General features: G+C 60.2%; 18 protein-coding genes and 2 pseudogenes. 16 read left to right on the plus strand and 4 right to left on the minus strand.

What is annotated here, in order from left to right; genetic code table 11:
* Window positions 1–458 precede the first annotated feature (458 nt).
* The 8 genes and pseudogenes from AB3226_RS25640 to AB3226_RS25675 all read left to right on the plus strand — a co-directional run bounded on the left by AB3226_RS25640 (window position 459) and on the right by AB3226_RS25675 (window position 8,527).
* Window positions 459–1,364 (plus strand): AMP-binding protein, encoded by a 906-nt coding sequence (locus AB3226_RS25640; RefSeq protein ID WP_367375137.1) that lies wholly within the window; start codon window positions 459–461, stop codon window positions 1,362–1,364.
* The gene (locus AB3226_RS25645; RefSeq protein ID WP_008014136.1) at window positions 1,361–2,137 is read left to right on the plus strand and encodes an ABC transporter ATP-binding protein; all 777 of its coding nucleotides are present in this window, start codon (window positions 1,361–1,363) and stop codon (window positions 2,135–2,137) included. The genes AB3226_RS25640 and AB3226_RS25645 overlap by 4 nt, the downstream gene beginning before the upstream one ends.
* A complete protein-coding gene (locus tag AB3226_RS25650; protein ID WP_367375138.1) occupies window positions 2,137–3,018 on the plus strand; it encodes a branched-chain amino acid ABC transporter permease in 882 nt (293 codons plus the stop codon). The genes AB3226_RS25645 and AB3226_RS25650 overlap by 1 nt, the downstream gene beginning before the upstream one ends.
* Before the next feature lie 4 nt (window positions 3,019–3,022).
* Window positions 3,023–4,072, plus strand: a complete 1,050-nt coding sequence (locus AB3226_RS25655) for a branched-chain amino acid ABC transporter permease (protein ID WP_367375139.1) — start codon at window positions 3,023–3,025, stop codon at window positions 4,070–4,072.
* Between the two features lie 25 nt (window positions 4,073–4,097).
* Complete coding sequence (locus AB3226_RS25660; RefSeq protein WP_367375140.1) at window positions 4,098–5,438, plus strand: ABC transporter substrate-binding protein; 1,341 nt, start codon at window positions 4,098–4,100, stop codon at window positions 5,436–5,438.
* Window positions 5,439–5,441: 3 nt separating this feature from the next.
* Complete coding sequence (locus AB3226_RS25665) at window positions 5,442–6,209, plus strand: ABC transporter ATP-binding protein (RefSeq protein WP_367375141.1); 768 nt, start codon at window positions 5,442–5,444, stop codon at window positions 6,207–6,209.
* A gap of 14 nt (window positions 6,210–6,223) precedes the next feature.
* The gene (locus AB3226_RS25670) at window positions 6,224–7,651 is read left to right on the plus strand and encodes an FAD/NAD(P)-binding protein (protein WP_367375142.1); all 1,428 of its coding nucleotides are present in this window, start codon (window positions 6,224–6,226) and stop codon (window positions 7,649–7,651) included.
* Between the two features lie 515 nt (window positions 7,652–8,166).
* A pseudogene (locus AB3226_RS25675) lies at window positions 8,167–8,527 on the plus strand (hypothetical protein).
* A gap of 245 nt (window positions 8,528–8,772) precedes the next feature.
* On the opposite strand, the gene ppnN reads toward AB3226_RS25675, so the two are convergent.
* Window positions 8,773–10,146, minus strand: a complete 1,374-nt coding sequence (ppnN, locus tag AB3226_RS25680) for a nucleotide 5'-monophosphate nucleosidase PpnN (protein ID WP_367375143.1) — start codon at window positions 10,144–10,146, stop codon at window positions 8,773–8,775.
* A gap of 227 nt (window positions 10,147–10,373) precedes the next feature.
* Here ppnN and AB3226_RS25685 point away from each other — a divergent pair, with 227 nt between their 5' ends.
* Both AB3226_RS25685 and AB3226_RS25690 read left to right on the plus strand, forming a co-directional pair.
* Window positions 10,374–10,901, plus strand: a complete 528-nt coding sequence (locus AB3226_RS25685) for a DUF3087 domain-containing protein (RefSeq protein ID WP_367375144.1) — start codon at window positions 10,374–10,376, stop codon at window positions 10,899–10,901.
* A 150-nt stretch (window positions 10,902–11,051) separates the two neighbouring features.
* The gene (locus AB3226_RS25690) at window positions 11,052–12,629 is read left to right on the plus strand and encodes a diguanylate cyclase (RefSeq protein WP_367375145.1); all 1,578 of its coding nucleotides are present in this window, start codon (window positions 11,052–11,054) and stop codon (window positions 12,627–12,629) included.
* Window positions 12,630–12,643: 14 nt separating this feature from the next.
* Here AB3226_RS25690 and AB3226_RS25695 read toward each other — a convergent pair whose 3' ends face one another.
* From AB3226_RS25695 to dapA, 3 genes are all read right to left on the minus strand, one after another.
* Window positions 12,644–12,976 carry a DUF2784 domain-containing protein gene (locus AB3226_RS25695; protein ID WP_367375852.1) on the minus strand — a complete coding sequence of 111 codons (333 nt, stop codon included), beginning with the start codon at window positions 12,974–12,976 and terminating at the stop codon, window positions 12,644–12,646.
* Window positions 12,977–13,068: 92 nt separating this feature from the next.
* Window positions 13,069–13,455, minus strand: a complete 387-nt coding sequence (locus AB3226_RS25700; RefSeq protein ID WP_367375146.1) for a DUF2784 domain-containing protein — start codon at window positions 13,453–13,455, stop codon at window positions 13,069–13,071.
* A 60-nt stretch (window positions 13,456–13,515) separates the two neighbouring features.
* Window positions 13,516–14,391: a 4-hydroxy-tetrahydrodipicolinate synthase gene (dapA, locus tag AB3226_RS25705; RefSeq protein WP_367375147.1), complete on the minus strand. Its 876-nt coding sequence runs from the start codon at window positions 14,389–14,391 to the stop codon at window positions 13,516–13,518.
* Window positions 14,392–14,781: 390 nt separating this feature from the next.
* On the opposite strand from dapA, the gene AB3226_RS25710 reads away from it, so the two are divergent.
* The 6 genes and pseudogenes from AB3226_RS25710 to AB3226_RS25735 all read left to right on the plus strand — a co-directional run bounded on the left by AB3226_RS25710 (window position 14,782) and on the right by AB3226_RS25735 (window position 18,371).
* Window positions 14,782–15,480 (plus strand): AzlC family ABC transporter permease, encoded by a 699-nt coding sequence (locus AB3226_RS25710; RefSeq protein ID WP_032830637.1) that lies wholly within the window; start codon window positions 14,782–14,784, stop codon window positions 15,478–15,480.
* Window positions 15,480–15,791, plus strand: a complete 312-nt coding sequence (locus tag AB3226_RS25715; RefSeq protein WP_162830927.1) for an AzlD domain-containing protein — start codon at window positions 15,480–15,482, stop codon at window positions 15,789–15,791. The genes AB3226_RS25710 and AB3226_RS25715 overlap by 1 nt, the downstream gene beginning before the upstream one ends.
* A 67-nt stretch (window positions 15,792–15,858) precedes the next feature.
* The gene (locus AB3226_RS25720) at window positions 15,859–16,017 is read left to right on the plus strand and encodes a hypothetical protein (protein ID WP_367375148.1); all 159 of its coding nucleotides are present in this window, start codon (window positions 15,859–15,861) and stop codon (window positions 16,015–16,017) included.
* 64 nt (window positions 16,018–16,081) lie between these two features.
* Window positions 16,082–16,186: pseudogene (locus AB3226_RS25725) on the plus strand (metal ABC transporter ATP-binding protein); the annotation flags it as partial.
* A 168-nt stretch (window positions 16,187–16,354) separates the two neighbouring features.
* Window positions 16,355–17,302: an ABC transporter substrate-binding protein gene (locus tag AB3226_RS25730; RefSeq protein WP_367375149.1), complete on the plus strand. Its 948-nt coding sequence runs from the start codon at window positions 16,355–16,357 to the stop codon at window positions 17,300–17,302.
* 169 nt (window positions 17,303–17,471) lie between these two features.
* The gene (locus AB3226_RS25735) at window positions 17,472–18,371 is read left to right on the plus strand and encodes a polysaccharide deacetylase family protein (RefSeq protein WP_367375150.1); all 900 of its coding nucleotides are present in this window, start codon (window positions 17,472–17,474) and stop codon (window positions 18,369–18,371) included.
* Window positions 18,372–18,456 lie beyond the last annotated feature (85 nt).

Consider the following 18,456-nt stretch of genomic DNA (forward strand, 5'->3'; position numbering starts at 1 on the left):
ACGACACAAAACCCTGTGGGAGCGGGCTTGCCCGCGAAGAGGCCGGCACATCCAACATCGATGTCGCCTGTCACACCGCCATCGCGGGCAAGCCACGCTCCCACAGGTTTCGTATCGCTGGCGATATTTGTGGACGACACAAAACCCCGTGGGAGCGGGCTTGCCCGCGAAGAGGCCGGCACATCCAACATCGATGTCGCCTGTCACACCGCCATCGCGGGCAAGCCACGCTCCCACAGGTTTCGTATCGCTGGCGATATTTGTGGACGACACAAAACCCTGTGGGAGCGGGCTTGCCCGCGAAGAGGCCGGCACATCCAACATCGATGTCGCCTGCCACGCCGCCATCGCGAGCAGGCTCGCTCCCACTGGGGACGCGGCGGTGTTTTAAAGATTGTGTTAACCCTTCAGCCCAGCGGACCACCGCACGCTTTTGCCCATGGATAAGAGGTAAGCCTATGAGCGTGCATGAACTCAAGCGTCCGCCTATCGCGGACACCGCCGAATGGCAGGTCAGGGCCCCTCGTGCCCTGGAGCAGCTGCAGCACTGGGCGCAGGTCAGTCCGTTGCAGCCGGCCTTGCGCCACAAACGCCATGGTCAGTGGTTCGTCTGGCGCTGGATCGATGTTTTGCGCGATGTCGAGCGGTTGGCCGATGGTTTGCGTCAGCAGGGTTTTACCGAAGACTCGCGCCTGGCCTTGAGTGGTGTGTTCGAGCCAAATCTGTTGCTGCTCGCACTGGCCGCCCGCCATATCGGTGCCGAACTGCTGACGCTGCCGGACAACCTTGACCCCGAAGCCCTGCACAAAACCCTGTGGCGCAGCCGGCCGACCCACGCGTTCGTCCAGGGACGACAGACGCAGCAACTCTGGATCAATCAAGGCCAGCCTCTGCTGAATTTCGCCGAGTTACTCGGCCCGGTGGACCCTGCGCAACGCCTCAACCGCTGGAATCAAGACGCACAACTGTGGAGCGAAGAGGGCACCCAGTGGCAGCACGGCCTGACGGTGCTGCTGGAACAATGGCTGAGCAGCGGCCAATCCCTGGCTTTCCCGGAAAGCCCCGGCAGCGCCAGCCGCGACCGTCGTGAAGTGGCGCCGTCCGGGCTGCTGCTGTCGGTCGAACGCCTGCAACTATTGGCCGCGGAAATCGAAAGCCGCCTCGCCCCCAATGGCACTTGGCGTCGACGCCTCTGCGACTGGGCTATCGCCCATCCCGAAAAAGGCCTGCAACGGTTGATCAAGAATCGCGTTCGCCGCCTGTTGGGCTTCCACAACCTGCATTTCATCTGGCAAGCCACCCGCATTTCCGATGCTCAACCCGAGCCGACCTGGCTCGCTGAATTCAAACGGGACATCGCATGAGCTCGACTGATTCCATTTTGCAAGTCAGCGGTATATCCCTGTCCTTCAAAGGCGTGAAGGCGATCAATGAACTGTCGTTCGACGTGCGCCGGGGCGAGATCTGCGCGCTGATCGGCCCCAACGGCGCGGGCAAGAGTTCGTTGCTCAACGTGCTGAACGGCGTGTACCGCTTCGATGCCGGTTCGATTGTGTTCGAGCAACAGCCGTTCAAGCGTATCGACCCGTTGAGCGCCGCACGCCGGGGCATCGGCCGCACGTTCCAGAACAACGCGCTGTTCAAGAAAATGAGTGTGATCGACAACATCCTCACCGGCCTGTCACGGCACTTGCGCAGCCGTTTCATTGAGCAAGCGCTGAACCTGCCAAGAGCCCGGCGTGAGGCTGAAGACTTCCGGAGGCAGGCCCAGGGCATTCTCGAATTCCTCGAACTGCAAGCCCATCGCGATGTGCCGGTGGGCAAGCTGTCCTACGGCCTGCAAAAACGTGTGGAGCTTGGCCGTGCTTTGATCGCCGGCCCCAGCCTGTTGTTGCTCGATGAGCCGATGGCCGGGATGAACGCCGAAGAGAAGCAGGAAATGGCCCGCTTCATCGCCGACATCAACCGCGACCTCGGCACTACGGTGGTGTTGATCGAGCACGACATGAGCGTGGTCATGGGCCTGTCCGACCATGTGGTGGTGCTCGATTACGGGCGCAAGGTCGGTGACGGCACGCCGGCCGAGGTGCAGGCCAATCCTGAAGTCATCGCGGCATATCTGGGAGTGGTGCACTGATGACGTTCTTCTTCGAAACCCTGCTCGGCGGCTTGCTCGCCGGGACCATGTATTCGCTGGTCGCGATCGGCTTCGTGCTGATCTACAAGGCCAGCGGCGTGTTCAATTTTGCCCAGGGCGCGATGCTGCTGTTCGCCGCGTTGACCTTTGTCAGCCTGCACGATCAAGGCGTGCCGTTCGCCTTGGCGCTGTTGCTGACCGTTGCGGTGATGATCATCGGCGCGTTGCTGATCGAACGGCTGGTGTTGCGGCCACTGGTCAATCGCTCGCAGATCACCCTGTTCATGGCCACCCTCGGGCTGTCGTTCATCATCGAAGGCCTGGCTCAGGGCTTGATGGGGTCGCAAGTGCGGGCGCTGGATCTGGGCATCGACGACGTGCCGCTGTTTATCGGCGGGCTGATGGTCAGCCAGTTCGACCTGATTGCCGCAGCGGCCGCCATCGTGCTGGTGACGGTGCTGGCGCTGCTGTTCAACAAAACCCGCATTGGCGTGTCCCTGCGCGCGGTGGCGGATGACACCACCGCCGCGTTGTCGATCGGCATCAACCTCAACCGCATCTGGCAGATCGTCTGGGCGGTGGCCGGCATCGTCGGGCTGGTGGCGGGATTGTTGTGGGGCGCGCGCCAAGGCGTGCAGTTCTCGCTGTCGCTGGTGGTGCTCAAGGCCTTGCCGGTGTTGATCATCGGCGGCTTCACCTCGATTGGCGGGGCGATTGTCGGCGGGTTGATCGTCGGTGCGGCGGAGAACCTCGCCGAGGTGTACATCGGCCCGCTGATCGGCGGTGGCATTACCCCGTGGTTCGCTTACGTCCTGGCTTTGGCCTTCCTGTACATCCGTCCCGCCGGCCTGTTCGGCGAGCGCGCCATCGAGCGAGTCTGAACCCATGTCGATTTCCCTTACCCGCGAAACCGCGCCAGCGGTGTTGATCCAGCGCCGTGTGCCGATTGGCTTGATTGCGCTGTTGTTGATCGCCTTCGTGGTCGTGCCGCTGACCGGCAACGACTATTGGCTGAACGCGATTCTGATCCCGTTTCTGGTGCTGTCCCTGGCCGGGCTTGGCCTCAACTTACTCACCGGCTACACCGGGCAGACTTCTGTCGGCGCGGCCGGGTTCATGGCGGTCGGCGCCTTTGCCACCTACGGTTTTCTGCTGCGTTTGCCAGAGCTGGGCTTGCCGGTGGCGCTGCTCGGCGGCGGGCTGATCAGCGCGGTGGTGGGGTTTGTCTTTGGCCTGCCGAGTTCGCGGATCAAGGGCTTTTACCTGATGGTCACCACGCTCGCCGCGCAGTTTTTCCTGGAGTGGCTGTTCGTCAAATTCCCCTGGTTCTACAACTACGGTTCGTCCGGGACCATTTCCGCGCCGAAACTGGCCCTGTTCGGCCATGACCTCAACAGCCCATTGGGCCGCTATCTGCTGACCCTGACCACGGTGCTGCTGTTGACCTGGGTTGCAGTGAACCTGGTGAAAAGCCAGATCGGCCGCAACTGGATGGCGATCCGCGACATGGACACCGCCGCTGCTGTCATCGGCATTCCGGTGGTGCGTTACAAGCACCTGGCGTTCGCCGTCAGCTCGTTTTACCTCGGCATCGCCGGGGCGCTGTGGGCCTTTGCTTATCTGGGCACGGCCAGCGCCAGCAGCTTCGATATCAACCGATCGTTCCAGATCCTGTTCATCATCATTATCGGTGGCATGGGCAGCATCGCCGGCAACTTCGTCGGCGCGGCGTTTATCAGCCTGCTGCCGATCCTGCTCAGCCACGCCGGGCAAGCCTTGTTCGGTGGTTCGGTGGACGCCGGCCAGTTGCAGAACCTGCAAAAAATCATCTTCGGCGTGCTGATCATCCTGTTTCTGATCAAGGAACCGGAAGGCCTGATACGCCTCTTGAGCAACCTTCGTGAACGGCTGAGTCACTGGCCGCTGCGCTTCTGAATCCCCAACCTGGTAGAGAGACAATATGCGTGCATCCTTGAAACGTTCGTTGGCCGGCGCCGCTCTGACGCTGGCGGTATTCGGCAGCGCGGTGCCGATGGTCCAGGCCTCGCCGGACCAGCAGTTCTTCCCGTTGGCCACTTACCGTGTCGGCGCTTACGCCTCCAGTGGTGTGCAAGTGTGGGCCGGGATGCTCGATTACCTGAACTACATCAATGATGTGGAAGGCGGGATCAACGGCGTCAAACTGGTCTGGCAGGAATGCGAAACCGAGTGGACGGCAGAGAAGGGCATCGAGTGCTATGAGCGCTTCAAGAAAGGCCTGGATGGCGCCCCGGTGGCGATCTATTCACCCAACGGTGCACCGGCGGCGTATGCGCTGAGCGAGCGGGCGGAAGTCGACAAGATCCCGCTGATTACCCTCGGCTACGGTCGCACCGAAGCCACCGACGGCACGGTGTTCCCTTACAACTTTCCGGTGATGCTGACCTTCTACAGCGAGGCTTCGAGCCTGATCAACTACATCGCCCAGCGCGAGGGCGGGTTCGACAAACTCAAGGGCAAGAAGATCGCCACGGTTTATCACGACTCGGCTTACGGTCGGGAAACCCTAGGTCCGTTGAAACTGCTGGCTGAAAAATACGGCTTCGAAAACATCCAGATTCCGGTGGCCGATCCGGGCAACGAGCAATCGGCGCAATGGCGGCAAGTGCGCCAGGCCAACCCGGACTGGGTGTTCCTGCGCACCTGGGGCGTATCGACGCCGGTAGCGGTCAAGACGGCGGCACGTTTCGGTTTTCCGGTGGATCACATCGTCGGCGACATCTGGGCCAGTTCCAGCGAAGACGTGTTGCCCGCGGGCGCCGCCGCCAAAGGGTATCTGGCGCTGACGCCATACCCGGCCGGCAGCGAATTCGAGATCCACAAACGCCTCAAGCAAGCCATTCTCGACAAAGGCAAAAGCGACCTCAAGGACCTGAAGAATTTCGGCAGCGTCTATTACAACTCCGGGCTGGTGAACGCGGCAGTGATGGTGGAAGCGATCCGCACCGCCCAAGGCAAATTCGGCAAGCGACCGCTTAATGGCGAAGAAGGGCGCTGGGGCCTGGAACACCTGAACATCGACGACGCGCGGCTCAAGGACATGGGCTACTTCGGCCTGATGCAGAACCTCAAGCTGTCTTGCAAGGATCATGAGGGTGGCGGTTCGGCGCGGGTTCAACAGTGGGACGGCGCCAACTGGACGCTGATCAGCGACTGGATCCCCGCCGACCGCGCCTTGCTGCGGCCATTGATCGATGAAAAATCCGCCGCGTTCGCCAAGGAAAAAGGCCTGACGCCACGCACCTGCACCGGGGATGAATAACGTATGAGCCAAGCCGCCAGCGACATTGCTGCCAGTGACCTGTTGCAAGTCAAAGACATCGAGGTGATCTACGACGGAGCGATCCTGGCCGTGGCCGGGGTGTCGCTGACGGTGCCCAAGGGCGGCATCGTCGCGTTGCTCGGGGCCAATGGTGCGGGCAAAAGCACCACGCTCAAGGCGATTTCCGGGTTGGTGCGGGCCGAGCGCGCGGAAGTCAGTCGAGGGACGATCGAGTTTCTCGGGCGCGATATCGCAGGGATCGATCCGAGCGTTCGCGTTCGCCAAGGCATGGTGCATGTGCTGGAGGGCCGGCACGTATTCGCGCAATTGACCGTGGAGGACAATTTGCGCAGCGGCGGCTTCGTTCGCGGTCTGAGCGGCAAGGACCTGGCGGCGGATCTGGAGCGCATCTACGCCTGGTTTCCACGCCTGAAAACCAAGCGCAAGACCCGGGCCGGGCTCACTTCCGGTGGCGAACAACAAATGGTCGCCATCGGCCGGGCGTTGATGACCCGTCCTGGTTTGGTATTGCTCGACGAACCTTCCATGGGTTTGGCGCCTATTATCGTCCAGGAGATTTTCGAAATCGTGGCGCAACTCAATCGAGACGAGCAGGTGAGCTTCCTGATTGCCGAGCAAAATATTAACGTGGCACTCAAGTACGCCTCAAAGGCCTACGTCCTCGACACCGGTCGCGTGGTGCTGTCCGGTACCGCCGATGAGTTACTGGCACGGGGCGATCTGCACGACTTCTATTTAGGTAAACACTGATCAATGAGAACGCCATGACTGACACCCCAAGCGGACAGGCAACCGACGCCATCCGCCACGCGGACATCCTGATCATCGGCGGCGGCCTGAGCGGCGCGATGCTGGCGGCGCAGTTGCTGCGCTTGCCGGGCAAGCGTCAGGTGCTGGTGATCGAACCCCGGGCCGAAGTTGGTCGGGGCGAAGCGTACAGCGCGGTTGAACTGGGCCATACGCTCAACGGCAATGCGGCGCGGATGAGCGTCGATCCCGACAATGCTGATGATTTGACCCAATGGCTGACCGAGTACATCGCGGCGGGTGGTTGGCCGGAGTCGGATCAGCAGCATGTGCCGATCAGCGAGCTGTTTGCGCCGCGCGGACTGTTTGGCGTTTATGTGCAGCAGCGTTTGGCCGAGGCGCAGGCGGTGGGCGCATTGAATGGTTCGAGTGTCGAGCATGTACGGGCCGAGGTGGTCGACCTGCAAACCCGGGACAACGCCGTATTGCTGACTTTGAGTGACGGGCAACGTTTGCAGGGCGCCTATGCGGCGCTGGCCACGGGCATGTTCCCCGCCGCGCGCACGCCGCAAACCGAATCCAGCGGCTTGAACACAGCGGCGCTCGACCCATGGGGTGTGAGCGCCATGCGTCAGTTCGATCCGCAGTCGACGGTGCTGATCATCGGCTCGGGCCTGACCATGGTCGATGCCGTGGTGTCGCTGGAGCAGGCCGGGCATCGCGGGCCGATCGAAGTGTTTTCCCGGCATGGGCTATTGCCTCATGTACGGCGACAGCCGCCGGCCTGGGCGGATTTTTTGGCCGAGGATCACAGCATCCGCACGCCGCGTCAGTTGATGCGCGAACTGCGCCGGCATTGCCGCGACGCCATCGCTCAGGGCATCGATTGGCAAGCACCGCTCGACACCGTGCGGGCGCACATCGGGCGGTTGTGGAGTCAGGCGACGGATGTGCAACGTCGGCAGTTTGTGCGGCATGTGCGGCCGTGGTGGGAAAGCCATCACCATCGCTCTCCGCCGTTGAGCGCCGAGTTGGTGGCGCGGCTGCACGGGGAAGGGCGGTTGCGGATTCAGGCGGCGTCGTTCAAAGGGCTTGAGCCTTCGTTGAACGGGGAGGTCAGCATTCGCATCCGTCGGCGTGGCGAGGCCGAAACCTGCGTGGTGCAGGGCGCGGCGCTGATCAACTCCAGTGGCATCGAATACGACTGGCGCCGGGTGGCGCGGCCATTGCCGCAGCAGCTATTGGCGCGCGGGCTGGTGCGGCCGGGGCCATTGGCGTTGGGGATTGCCGCCGCGGATGACGGCGCGGTACTCAGCGCCGATGGGCAGGTCGCCAGCCGTTTGTTCGCCATGGGCCCACCGTTGCGCGGGATGTGGTGGGAGAGCACGGCGGTGACCGACGTGGCGAGCCAGGCCAAGTCTCTTGCGGCGCGATTGGTGGATTGACCGAAAGGTGGAGGGTGTTTTTTCGGGCCTCATCGCGGGCAAGCCCGCTCCCACAGTGATTGGTGTCGTTCACACATTCTTTGGTCACAGCAGATACCTGTGGGAGCGGGCTTGCCCGCGATGAGGCCAGTACAGCCGCTACAAGGCTCGGTGTCAGACCATTAAACAAACGATGTTTAAACGACACTTCCAGATACTCACTCAGGCTACACAACCTTGCGCCGTTGCCTACGACTGCGCCAGAATCCGCCGGCTTGTGCGCCTTGAGGCCGGACTCTATCGTTTCCGGGTCGCTGACGAATCAGCGATCGGGTCTCGCAGCCTGTGTATCTCTAGACGCACAACATCCTCCGTTCGTGAACAGGTACGCCTGTCCGTTCATGTTATGGCGGCTGTACGTGGGAGACCTTCGGGTCTGCCGGTTCTAGAGTCCCGGTCTGCGACCTGCGTATAGCTGCCACCTCTTTTCGTCTCGCAGCGAACCGTGGCCGCTCCATGACTCTAGGAGCTTCATCATGATCAAACCAACACCCAACCCACCGGAAACCGATCCAACATCCCCCTACGATTCCCTCGATTTAAAAAAAACTCAACGAAGCCGCCAACCGCGCCCTCGACCATTACCTCAAGCCGCCCATCCCCAAAGACACCAAGCGCAAACCCAGCACCATTTACCATGTGGGTGAGAAGGTCGATAACGAAACCCTACTGGTCAATGCCTGTGAAACCCTGGCGTCGGCGAGCATGATGCTCAGTGAGTTTGCCGGGTTGATGGACATGCCACATCGCAACATGATGTTGGGGATTCAATCGGTGGTGATGCTCGGGGAGTTGGCCGTCAACCGGGTACTGGATAACCTCGATCCGCCTGTCTGACACTGGATCTGAAGTGATTGGTCATCTGTGGCGAGGGAGCTTGCTCCCGTTCGGCTGCGCAGCAGTCGTAAAGCCGATGAATGCGGTATGCCTGAAAAGATGCGGTTGCAGGATTGGGGTCGCTTCGCAACCCAGCGGGAGCAAGCTCCCTCGCCACAATGAGATCCACTGACACAGTCCCCAAAAACAAGAAACCCCGCATCATGCGGGGTTTCTTTCAAGCGAGCCTGCTCACTTCAATATTGTTACGCCACCACCTGATAACACGGCACATACTCCGCGCCGCCCGGCAGTTTCATCCGGTGCTGGGCGACGAAAGCTTTGAGCAGTTTGTCCAGCGGTTGCATGACGGCGGCATCGCCACGGATCTGGTATGGCCCGTGTTCTTCGATCAGGCGGATGCCCTTGTCCTTGACGTTGCCGGCGACGATGCCGGAGAACGCGCGGCGCAGGTTGGCGGCCAGTTCGTGGGACGGCAGATTGCGGCTCAGTTGCAGGTTGGCCATGTTGGCGTGGGTCGGGTCGAACGGGCGCTGGAAGCCTTCGTCGATCTTCAGCAGCCAATTGAAATGGAACGCGTCGTTGCGCTCGCGACGGAACTGTTTGACTGCTTTGAGGCCCTGAGTCATCTGCCGCGCCACTTCCGCTGGGTCGTCGATGATGATTTCGTAGTGTTGCTGCGCAGCTTCACCGAGGGTGGCACCGACGAAGGCGTGCAACTGCTCCAGGTACGGCGCGGCGCTTTTCGGCCCGGTGAGGACCACGGGGAACGGCAGGCTTTCGTTGTCCGGGTGCATCAGGATGCCGAGCAGGTACAGGAATTCTTCGGCCGTGCCCGCGCCGCCCGGGAAAATGATGATGCCGTGGCCGACGCGGACGAACGCTTCCAGGCGTTTCTCGATGTCCGGCAGGATCACCAGTTCGTTGACGATCGGGTTCGGCGCTTCGGCGGCGATGATCCCGGGCTCGGTCAAACCGAGGTAGCGGCCGCCGTGGATGCGCTGTTTGGCGTGGGCGATGGTCGCGCCTTTCATCGGGCCTTTCATCACGCCCGGGCCGCAACCGGTGCAGATATCCAGGCTGCGCAGGCCGAGTTCGTGGCCGACTTTCTTGGTGTATTTGTATTCTTCGGTGTTGATCGAGTGGCCGCCCCAGCACACCACGATTTTCGGTTCGACGCCGGGGCGCAAGGTGCGGGCGTTGCGCAGCAGGTGGAAGACGTAGTCGCTGATGCCCTGGGAGGTGCTGAGGTCGATGCTCAAGGCGTCGAGTTCGTTTTCGGTGTAGACGATGTCGCGCAGGGCGCTGAAGAGCATTTCCCGGGTGCTGGCGATCATTTCGCCGTCGACGAAAGCGTCGGCCGGGGCGTTCAGCAGTTCCAGGCGTACGCCACGGTCTTGCTGGTGAATACGGATTTCGAAGTCTTTGTAGGCTTCCAGAATGGTCTTGGCGTTATCGACGTGGGCGCCAGTATTGAGGATGGCCAGGGCGCACTGGCGGAATAGGGTGTAGGTGACGCCGGTTCCGGCTTCGCTCAGTTGTTGTACTTCACGTTGGGACAGTGTTTCCAGGCTGCCTTTAGGGCTGACCGAGGCGTTGATTACGTGTCGTTGGGTCATTCAATGATCCTTAAAACGATGTCACCCGCCGGCAGGCGCATGGCATCCGAATAGTGTGTATCCATGATGAAGATGGCACGAACTGCGCTGTATCGCCATGTTCCCCGTTTGACGATGAAAAGATGAAAAGGCGCTCCAGCATAGCTAAATCTTTCGGGGAGGCGATAATGCCCCGCAGTCTTTTTGCCACAGAGCCTTTTACCATTGATGCAAGGAACCCCGTCGCGATGTTCGAAATCCAGCCAATGAAAGCCGAAACCTATCGACGCCAGACACGACGCAGCACGGTGATCATCGCCCTGATGTTCCTGGCGCTGGCGATGGTGCTGTCCACGGCGGCGGTGGCGCTGTTCGGTGAACCTGGCGGTGACAATCTGCGCTTTAACGTGGGCGGCGTATTTTCCGCGTTATTGCTGATGGCGGCGCTGATACGCGGCACGTTCTGGACCCAGGAATGGATGGCGCCAGCAGTCTACGGTTGGCAGCTCAAACGCAGCCTGATGAGCATCACCAATGTCATGCACCAGGTGACGGCGGCGGTGGAGAAGGGCGATCCGAGCGCCATGAAGCTGCTGCGTTTTTATCATCTGGGACTGAGCCAGATGCACCAGTTGGACGGCAATTCCAGCGACCATAGCCAGCTGACCCGTGAGATGGACCAGCACAAGGCACGGATGGAAGTGCTGGGCATCGAGACTGAACAGACGCAATTGAACCCGGCGTGGCTTGAGGCGGTGAAACAGGCGCAGATGTAGCCCTACGATCGTTGGAGATGAGCATTTTCGTGCAAATCACCTATCGTATTCGTTGATGAGTCATAGAGGTCTGAGCGCCAGCCATGGCTGGCTGGCGCTAAAAGGGCGAACGGGAAAATTCGCCATGTCATAAGGGAATCAGGGAGCGTCATGGGGCATCCGTTCGTCAAAGATCGTACTGAAAACACCCGCCTCGCCACGCCTTGGGTGCCTGAGCAGGTTGAGTCGAGACTCAAGGTTCGATACGCAGTCTTCCTGCTGGTTGCAGTGTGCCTGTCCATGACGGCCATTGTGATCGGGGAAGGCTGGAACGCGCGTCAGTATCATTTGCGGGATAGCGAGGTGGCGATGTCCAACCTGGCGCAAACCCTGGCCTCGCAGGCGCAGGCATCGATCAAACAGGCCGACACATTACTGTTTGCCTTGGTGGATCGCCTCGAAAACGACGGCATGGAGCCGGCGAAATTTCCCAGATTGCAACGTTTGCTCCAGGCCCAGCGCGGTGAATTGGCACAGATCCACGGACTGTTCGTTTTCGACGAAGAAGGACGTTGGCTCGCCAATGCCATTAACATCGTGCCGGCCGATGCCAATAATGCCGATCGTGAATATTTCATCTACCACCGTGATCATCCCGACCGTGGTCCTCATATCGGTCCGTCGATAAAAAGTCGCTCCACCGGCGAATGGATCATGACCGTGTCACGCCGGATCAATCACGCCGATGGCCGGTTTGCCGGGGTGGTGGTGGCTTCGATCTACCTCAATCACTTCCTGGGCCTGTACAACAGCATCGACATGGGTAAAAACGGGGTGATCAACCTGATCGCCGACGACGCCAGCATCGTCGTTCGCCGCCCGTTCAACGAAGCCGATGTTGGCACCAGCGTCGCCAGTGGGCCGCTGTTCACCCAACTGTTGCCCAAAGGCGATTCCGGTACGGCAACGGTCAAGTCCTACGTGGATGGGGTGGAGCGCGTGGCAGGGTTTCGGCGGGTCCAGGGTTATCCGCTTATTGTCTTTACCGCGCTCGACAAGAATGAAGTCCTGGCCAGTTGGAAGCAGGAGTCCATACGCAGTGCAGGCATTGTGTCAGTGCTGCTGGGGTTCCTGGGCGTTCTCGGCTATCGCCTGATCCGCGTCATGAAGCAGCAGAATAATATTCAGAGCGAATTGCTGGAGGCTCAGGAAAAACTTATCGAGGTCAATCACAGCCTTAAGTTGCTGGCTTTGGAGGACGCGCTGACCGGGCTTTCCAATCGGCGTCAATTCGATTTATTCATCCTGGCGGAAATGGGTCGCGCCAGGCGTACCCACACCAGCCTTGCGTTGCTGATGATCGATGTCGATCATTTCAAGAGTTTCAATGATCAGTATGGTCATCTGGCGGGGGATGAGTGTTTGCGCAAAATCAGCGCTGTCATCACCGACAATATCAAGCGCCCCGGCGATCTCGCTGCGCGCTTCGGTGGCGAGGAGTTCACGGTGGTGCTGCCGGGCACCGATTACGTGGGAGCGTTTCTCGTCGCCGAAAAGATCCGTCGCGCGGTTCAGCAAATCGACATCAAGCACAGTGGCAGTCCCGAAGGCGTGGTCACGGTCAGCCTGGGGGTCTGCGCCTATAACCAGATGGCGCAGAGCCAGCCCGAGGACTTGATCGGCGCAGCAGATAAAGCGCTGTATGTGGCCAAGGCCAGTGGCCGGAACATGAGCGTCATTGCCAACTGAGTTCAACCGACCGGTCACTGCCCTGAACGAGTCGAGTGTCGCAGCTTCCATAAGCGGATCAGCCGCAGGTAGATCAGCACGTTGATCGCCAGCACCACGCTGCCCAGTGCCAGCTGAATCGTGGGTGTCAGCCCGGCCGGATAAATAATCGGCCACACGTAATGTTCAATAAAACCGCCGCCATAACCGGTTTGCCCGGCCGCATGGCGCATGCGGTTTTCCCATTCGGTGAGTGGGCACGTCAGGTGGAAAACTTCCACGATCACGCCCCACGCGGCGGCGGGCAGGTGCCACCAGGCCAGGTGATGCCATTTGAGCACCAGCAGCCCGCCGAACAGCACGAACAGACTTGATCGGCGCAGCAGACAAGGCGCTGTATGTGGCCAAGGCCAGTGGCCGGAACATGAGCGTCATTGCCAACTGAACTCAGCCAGACCGGTTACTGCCCTGAACGAGTCGGGTGCCGCAATCTCCATAAGCGGATCAGCCGCAGGTAGATCAGCACGTTGATCGCCAGCACCACGCTGCCCAGCCCCAGCTGAATCGTGGGTGTCAGCCCGGCCGGATAAATAATCGGCCACACGTAATGTTCAATAAAACCGCCGCCATAACCGGTTTGCCCGGCCGCATGGCGCATGCGGTTTTCCCATTCGGTGAGTGGGCACGTCAGGTGGAAAACTTCCACGATCACGCCCCACGCGGCGGCGGGCAGGTGCCACCAGGCCAGGTGATGCCATTTGAGCACCAGCAGCCCGCCGAACAGCACGAACAGAATGAACAGCAAGTGAGACAGCACCAGCCCGTCGGCGGCGATTCGGTAAAGCATGTCGATTCCCTGACGCGTTATGTGAATCGCTCCATGGTACTCGGGCTGGACGCGTGTGCTCTATTGATTGCTGTTTTCGAGCACGGCCAATACTTCTTTCAAACGCACCGTCGTGGCTTCGCTGCTGCGTTGCATCGGCGCGCGCAGCTCGTCGTGGATCAACCCCTCAAGGGCCAGGGCGGTTTTCACCGGGGCAGGATTGGGCTCGATGAACAGGCTGTGAATCAGCGGCAGCAACTGGAAGAAGGTCGTTCGACCGGCCGCTAACTGGTTGTCGCGGATCTGTTGATACAGCGTCACGAACAGCTCGGGATGAACATGGGCCGAGGCAGCAATCGCGCCTTTGGCTCCCAGACACAAAGCGCCGAAGATCTGGTTGTCTTCACCGCACAGCACATCGACTTTGCCGCTGGAGAGCAGCGCAAGCGTGGTGGCTGGATTGCCGCCGCAGTCCTTGATCGCGACGATCCGTTCATGGGCGACGATCCGCAGCAAGGTTGCCTGTTCGAAGGCGATGCCGGTGCGATAGGGTATGTCGTAGAGAATCACCGGGACGCTGGAAGCATCGGCGACGGTCTTGAAAAAAGCTTCGAGGCCGGCCTGGGACGGGCGGATGTAGTACGGCGGCGGAACCAGCAAACCCGCCAGAGAACGTTTGAGGATTTCGCTTTGAAATGTCAGTAACTCGGCAAGGTTGTTGCCGGCCAGGCCCATGACCACACGTTCTGGCGGAACCTGTTCCAGCACCGCATCGAGCACCGCCAGTTGCTCATGTTTGCCCAGCGCCGCGGCTTCCCCGGTGGTGCCGCAGACCACAATGCCATCGACGCCTTTTTCCAGCAGATGACTGACCAGCCGCCGCAGCCCGGCGAAGTCGATCGCGCCGTTGTGAAACGGCGTAACGATGGGAACCCAGATACCTTGAAACGATGACATGCACTTTCTCCTGAAGGTTGACCGATTTCGTCACCGTCAGAAGCGTAGAAGGAAGTCAGCAAGAGGAGGGAGTGTCCGCCGCGCTCAATGTCCTGTCAGCTCATCTGACGGGACAGCGCGCCCCGGTCACATGAGCGACTGTTTCTTCGATTTAAGGGCGTGCGCAACACAACCTTGCGCCTTGGCATTCAAGCCAATGACGACAGTGTTGAGGTTGAAGGTTGCGGACATGGTTGCTTACACCCTGAATGAGGTGCTCAGTTTTAAAAGTCGGCGGAGTATTTGTCAATCTCGAAAATCAGCACCGGTTGCATGCAAGTGCGCAAGATTGTTCAAGCCATCGGTGGCGACTGCTGGCACAGTGGGGTCTTTCCCTGGTTGTAGAGCGTTATGTCCAACTCACTCATGCCGCGCAGCGCATTCCTTCGCGGTGCCGCGGCCATCATGCCGTTGTCCCTGGCGACCGCGCCTTGGGGGTTGCTGGCCGGTTCCATGGCCATCGAGGCCAATCTCACACCGCTGCAAGGCCAGGGGCTGTCGAGCATCGTATTTGCCGGCGCGGCGCAATTGGTCGCCATCGGCATGCTCAAGGGCGGCGCCGGGGTCTTTTCGATTCTGTTGACCACGTTGTTGCTGACCTCCCAGCATTTGCTTTACGGGATGAGCATGCGTTCAGTGATTTCCCCGTTGCCGGGCCGCTGGCGTGTGGGGCTGGGTTTTTTGCTCACCGATGAGTTGTTCGCCCTGACCAGCCAGCATGACAAACAGCAGTTCAATCGTTGGTACGCCTTGGGCGTGGGCCTGACGTTTTACATCGCGTGGAACCTCTTCACCCTGGCGGGCATTGTGCTGGGCAGCAGCATTCCGGGCCTTGAACACCTGGGGCTGGACTTTTCTATTGCGGCGACTTTTATCGCATTGATCACGCCAGTGGTGCGCAACGTTCCGACGGTGGTCTGCGTGGCGGTCTCACTGTTCTGTTCGGTGCTGTTCAGCTATTGGCAATGGGGCTCGGCGTTGGTGTTGTCGGGGTTGGCGGGCATGACCGCAGGCTTTATCTGCAACAAACTCTATGTGGGGCGCACATGATGGTCTGGGCTGTGATTATCGGGATGGGCCTGCTGGTATTCCTGAACCGCTACGTATTTCTCGAGCCTCGACTGCCGGTGCGCTTGAGCAGCAATGCCCGGCAGTTCCTCGGTTTCGCGGTGCCGGGCATGCTCACCGCGATCTGCGGGCCGATTGTGTTCATGCCCGACAAGCAGCTGAACCTGCAGTGGGACAATCCCTATCTGATCAGTTCGCTGGTGGCGGTGGGCCTGGTGCTTTACACCCGCAACACCTTGCTCAGCATGTTGTTGAGCATGGGGTTCTTCTTTTTGTTGCGGTGGTGGCTCTGAGTCGTCCCATCCGAAACTGTTCTACGCTTAAAACAGATGACTGATCTTTCGAGGAAGGGAGGTGGACATGGCCACTGAACCAACGCGTCCGGACCCGGATGAGGATATCGATGAACCGACGGAGGAAGAGCTCGAGCAGCAGAGGCGTTCGACGCCGGACTGGAAGCATCCCGACGACGGTAAAGAACTGTCGGACCGCGATCAGGAGCGCCCGCTGAAGCCCTGACAGATCTGCACATGCCAAAAGCCCCGCCTTAGATAGCGGGGCTTTTTAGTTTCAGCAGCCTGAAATGCAATCACCTGTGGGAGCGGGCTTGCTCGCGAAAGCGGTGTGTCAGTCAATATCAATGCTGAATGGCACACCGCATTCGCGAGCAAGCCCGCTCCCACAGCTAAGGCAATGTGCCGCAGACAAAGAAATGTACCGGGAAATGCAGACTGTTGACTCACTGTTGCTGGGTAAACACTCACTGTTCCCGGTCATGAGCTTATGCACAAATAGAATTTAAAATTGCCCCTGTAAGAGCGTTATGGTCTATAAAAATAACCCTCCAGGAGTCCCGATGAATCTCTCCCAATACCTGCGCGGTCTGTTGGCCAGCGCCCTGTTTGCCGTGCCTTTGACCTACGGCGCCGACCCCGTGGTGTTGCACGTCGGCGATCAGAACTACTACAACATTCGCGCCTCGGTGGAGGCATCGGGTGTGTTGCAAGGAGCGCCTTATAGCGTCGACTGGAAACACTTCCAGGCCGCTGCGCCGCTGGCCGAAGCGCTGAATACCGGCGCGTTGGACCTGGGTTTTCTCGGCGATTCGGGTTTTCTGTTTCTGGCCGCCAAACAGGCACCGGTCAAGCTGATCGGCGTGTCGCGGCAGAACCCGGACACCATCGCCTTGCTGGTGCCCAAGGATTCGCCGGTCAAGACCATCGCCGATCTCAAGGACAAGAAAGTCGCTTACTGGCCCGGCGCCTGGAGCCAGCAGCTGACCTTGCGCGCTCTGGAGCAAGCCGATTTGCCGGAGACCTACGTCGACTTCATCAAACTGATGCCGATTGACGCTGCCGCCGCATTACCTCAAGGCAGCATCGATGCGTTTCCGGTCTGGGAACCCTACATTTCCCAGCAGATTCTGTTCTCCGGCGCCCGGCCGATTCTCACCGCCAAAAACCTGATGCCCGGCCTGAGTGCCATCGCCGCTTCGACGCCTTCGATCGACAGCAAACGTGAAGCCATCGCCGACTTCCTGGTCCGCCTGAAAAAGGCCCGGGCCTGGGTCGACAGCCACACTGACGAGTACGCAGATCTCTGGGCGAAAAAGGCCAATCTGGACCAGAACGTCTCGCGCCATTGGCTGCGCCAGGCGCACATGACCGTCGGCCCGGTGGATCAACAAGCCGCAGCAGATCTGCAAAGCACCGCGGACTTCCTGTTCAAGGTCAAGGCATTGCCGGCCGCCCTGGCGACGGCACCGATTATCGACAGCTCGTTCCAGCAGGCGCTGGCGCAATAACCGAAAATCGAAGGCATAACGCGAGTCCGGGAGCGGGCGCCGGAACCAAACTCTGTGTACCCTTATCCAACCTCGGCTCGCAGCGATCTGCGGGTCGGTCGAAGGATGAATGGGCGAGGGAATTTTGCCATTAAACGTGATGACCGCAGGGTCTGGTCCAAGGCAAAACATGAAGCAGTTGGTTAAGGTTTTCTCCGCGTTCGCCATCGCAGTCGGGCTGTTTGGCTGCATCGCCGCGCCCATTGAAATGACGCCGCAGACGCAACAGGGGCTGCGCACGCAAGCGCCGATCCGCTTTCTGCTGACCTTCGACGACGGGCCCAGCGCGTCCGGTTTTTACAACCCGACGGTCACCGTGCTCGACAGCCTCGCGCGCAATCCGCTGCAACCGGACATTAAAGCCGTGTTCTTCGTGCAGACCCGGGCCTCACGCGCCGGCGGCAGTGACATGGGCCGGCAGATCATGCGTCGCGAGCATGCCGAAGGTCACCTGTTGGGCTTCCACACGGCCACGCCCCGGCACACCAACCATCGTTCGCTGGACCCGGAAGAACTGGAACAGTCGCTCACTGATGGCAGCGCAGACATCGCCGCAATCACCAACGCCTCGCCGACCCTGGTGCGCCCGCCATTCTGGAACTACGACAAGCGCACCTTCGCGGCCTATCAACAGCATGGCATGCACGTACTGCTGACCGACCTGAGCGCCAATGACGGCAAGATCTGGGGCTTCAACGCCAGCCCCCGTCGGCGGGCCAATATGCTGCGGCAGGTGTCCGAAGTCCGCGAGCGCATTGCCCTCGGTGAGTTGCCGACAGTGGACGGGGTGATTCCGGTGGTGGTGACCTTTCATGACCTGAATCGCTACACCGCCCGGCATACCCGGGAATACCTGCAAATCCTGCTCGACAGTGCCAGTGCCGCAGGTCTGGTCACGGCGCAGAAAGCGTTTTACGACGACACGGCAGCGCTACAGCGGGCGGCCATGGCGCGTACTGTCCATGACAGTTCAGAGGCGGTTGAGTTGCCAGGGATCTGGAACTGGTTGTGGGACGGGGATGCTCACTGAACGATGCCGGGCGATTGATTGTTCGAAGTGAGAAGTAGCTAACACTAATTGATAGCGTTCGCTGGCGCAGGATGATTGAAGTTGA

The sequence above is a fragment of the Pseudomonas lini genome (assembly GCF_964063345.1).
In the GTDB taxonomy this organism is placed as follows: domain Bacteria; phylum Pseudomonadota; class Gammaproteobacteria; order Pseudomonadales; family Pseudomonadaceae; genus Aquipseudomonas; species Aquipseudomonas lini_B.

Bases quoted from the DNA above. Each gene is read 5' to 3' on its own strand.
- AB3226_RS25660 (WP_367375140.1), top strand. From the start codon at position 4,098: ATGCGTGCATCCTTGAAACGTTCGTTGGCCGGCGCCGCTCTGACGCTG.
- AB3226_RS25640 (WP_367375137.1), top strand. From the start codon at position 459: ATGAGCGTGCATGAACTCAAGCGTCCGCCTATCGCGGACACCGCCGAA.
- AB3226_RS25685 (WP_367375144.1), top strand. From the start codon at position 10,374: ATGTTCGAAATCCAGCCAATGAAAGCCGAAACCTATCGACGCCAGACA.
- AB3226_RS25710 (WP_032830637.1), top strand. From the start codon at position 14,782: ATGTCCAACTCACTCATGCCGCGCAGCGCATTCCTTCGCGGTGCCGCG.
- AB3226_RS25650 (WP_367375138.1), top strand. From the start codon at position 2,137: ATGACGTTCTTCTTCGAAACCCTGCTCGGCGGCTTGCTCGCCGGGACC.
- AB3226_RS25655 (WP_367375139.1), top strand. From the start codon at position 3,023: ATGTCGATTTCCCTTACCCGCGAAACCGCGCCAGCGGTGTTGATCCAG.
- AB3226_RS25735 (WP_367375150.1), top strand. From the start codon at position 17,472: ATGAAGCAGTTGGTTAAGGTTTTCTCCGCGTTCGCCATCGCAGTCGGG.
- AB3226_RS25670 (WP_367375142.1), top strand. From the start codon at position 6,224: ATGACTGACACCCCAAGCGGACAGGCAACCGACGCCATCCGCCACGCG.
- dapA (WP_367375147.1), bottom strand. From the start codon at position 14,391: ATGTCATCGTTTCAAGGTATCTGGGTTCCCATCGTTACGCCGTTTCAC.
- AB3226_RS25720 (WP_367375148.1), top strand. From the start codon at position 15,859: ATGGCCACTGAACCAACGCGTCCGGACCCGGATGAGGATATCGATGAA.
- AB3226_RS25690 (WP_367375145.1), top strand. From the start codon at position 11,052: ATGGGGCATCCGTTCGTCAAAGATCGTACTGAAAACACCCGCCTCGCC.
- AB3226_RS25715 (WP_162830927.1), top strand. From the start codon at position 15,480: ATGGTCTGGGCTGTGATTATCGGGATGGGCCTGCTGGTATTCCTGAAC.
- AB3226_RS25730 (WP_367375149.1), top strand. From the start codon at position 16,355: ATGAATCTCTCCCAATACCTGCGCGGTCTGTTGGCCAGCGCCCTGTTT.
- AB3226_RS25645 (WP_008014136.1), top strand. From the start codon at position 1,361: ATGAGCTCGACTGATTCCATTTTGCAAGTCAGCGGTATATCCCTGTCC.
- ppnN (WP_367375143.1), bottom strand. From the start codon at position 10,146: ATGACCCAACGACACGTAATCAACGCCTCGGTCAGCCCTAAAGGCAGC.
- AB3226_RS25700 (WP_367375146.1), bottom strand. From the start codon at position 13,455: ATGCTTTACCGAATCGCCGCCGACGGGCTGGTGCTGTCTCACTTGCTG.
- AB3226_RS25665 (WP_367375141.1), top strand. From the start codon at position 5,442: ATGAGCCAAGCCGCCAGCGACATTGCTGCCAGTGACCTGTTGCAAGTC.